Origin of the sequence: Hansschlegelia beijingensis (assembly GCF_014196425.1) — a bacterium.
Classification (GTDB): domain Bacteria; phylum Pseudomonadota; class Alphaproteobacteria; order Rhizobiales; family Methylopilaceae; genus Methylopila; species Methylopila beijingensis.
The window spans coordinates 1-1,180 of record NZ_JACIDR010000011.1; the positions used below are offsets into that span (position 1 = coordinate 1).

Sequence of the window (1,180 nt, forward strand, 5' to 3'; positions counted from 1 at the left end):
CCGAACTCGCGCGGCGGCTCGATCTTCATGCATGAGCGGGTGCGGGTCGGCTCGGAGCTCGTCATCAGCATGCCGGTCAACCTGTTCCCGCTGGTTCACGCCGGGCGCAAGCACATACTGGTCGCCGGCGGCGTCGGGATCACGCCGATCTACGCGATGGCCGAGGAGCTCAGGAGCCGCAGCCAGCGCTACGAGCTGCACTACGCGATGCGCGACGAGGCGCATGGCGCGTTCGCCGGGGAGCTTGTGGCGCGGCACGGCGACAAGGTCCGGCTTTACCGCGACGACCGCCAGGAGGTGATCCGGGTCGACGAGATCCTCCCCAACCAGCCGCTCGGCACGCATCTTTACGTGTGCGGGCCGGAGGGCATGATCGACGCGATCCTGGCGGGCGGCCGGGCGGCGGGCTGGCCGGCGGAGAACCTGCACTCCGAGCGCTTCCTCGCGCCCCCGGGCGGCGACCCGTTCCGGGCCGTGCTGGCGCGGGCCGGGATCACGGTCGAGGTCGGGCCGCATCAGAGCCTGCTGGAGGCGATCGAGGAGGCCGGGGTCGACGCGCCCTTCCTGTGCCGCGGCGGGGCCTGCGGCCAGTGCCAGACGACGGTGCTGTCGGCCGACGGCGAGCTCGCCCACAACGACCATTACCTGACCGAGGACGAGAAGGCCTCGGGCGGGAAGATCATGACCTGCGTCTCGCGCCTCAGGGGCCGCGAGCTGGTGCTGGACCTGTGAGGATCAGGCCGCTCGCCCCGCTCGCCCCCGCGCGGCCCCGCCTCGCCGACAAGCCCGATTGAACGGAGCCGCCCGATGACGATCCAGTTCAAGACAGAGACGTTCCGCGACGACTTCACCTTCTCGAACTCGCCGGAGGCGATCCGCCGCTTTCCGTTCCCGTTCGACAAGGACGAGTACATGTATGCGGTCAACATCGAGCAGCACATGCCCGGGCCGCCGAAGTCGGCGTTCGAGTTCCCGATCGACATCGACGAGCATTACGTCGCCGAGATGCAGGACCGGGCGCTGGTGCTGAAGGAAGACCCGCTGCGCTGCCAGTCGCTGCCGCACATGATCACCGCGGAATGGGACCTGGTCGAGCTCCTGATGGAGTCGATGGCGAAGCACTATCCCGAACACTTCACGCTGACCCGGGACGGCGACCGCTGGCATTGGGTCAACCGCC

General features: G+C 69.1%; 2 protein-coding genes. Both read left to right on the forward strand.

What is annotated here, in order from left to right; translation table 11 throughout:
• The coding region (locus tag GGR24_RS17430) for a PDR/VanB family oxidoreductase (RefSeq protein ID WP_183396680.1) at positions 1 to 732 on the forward strand (732 nt) is incomplete at its 5' end.
• A gap of 75 nt (positions 733 to 807) precedes the next feature.
• Positions 808 to 1,180, forward strand: a 373-nt coding sequence (locus tag GGR24_RS17725) for a heme-dependent oxidative N-demethylase subunit alpha family protein (RefSeq protein ID WP_246398664.1), incomplete at its 3' end; no start/stop codon positions are given.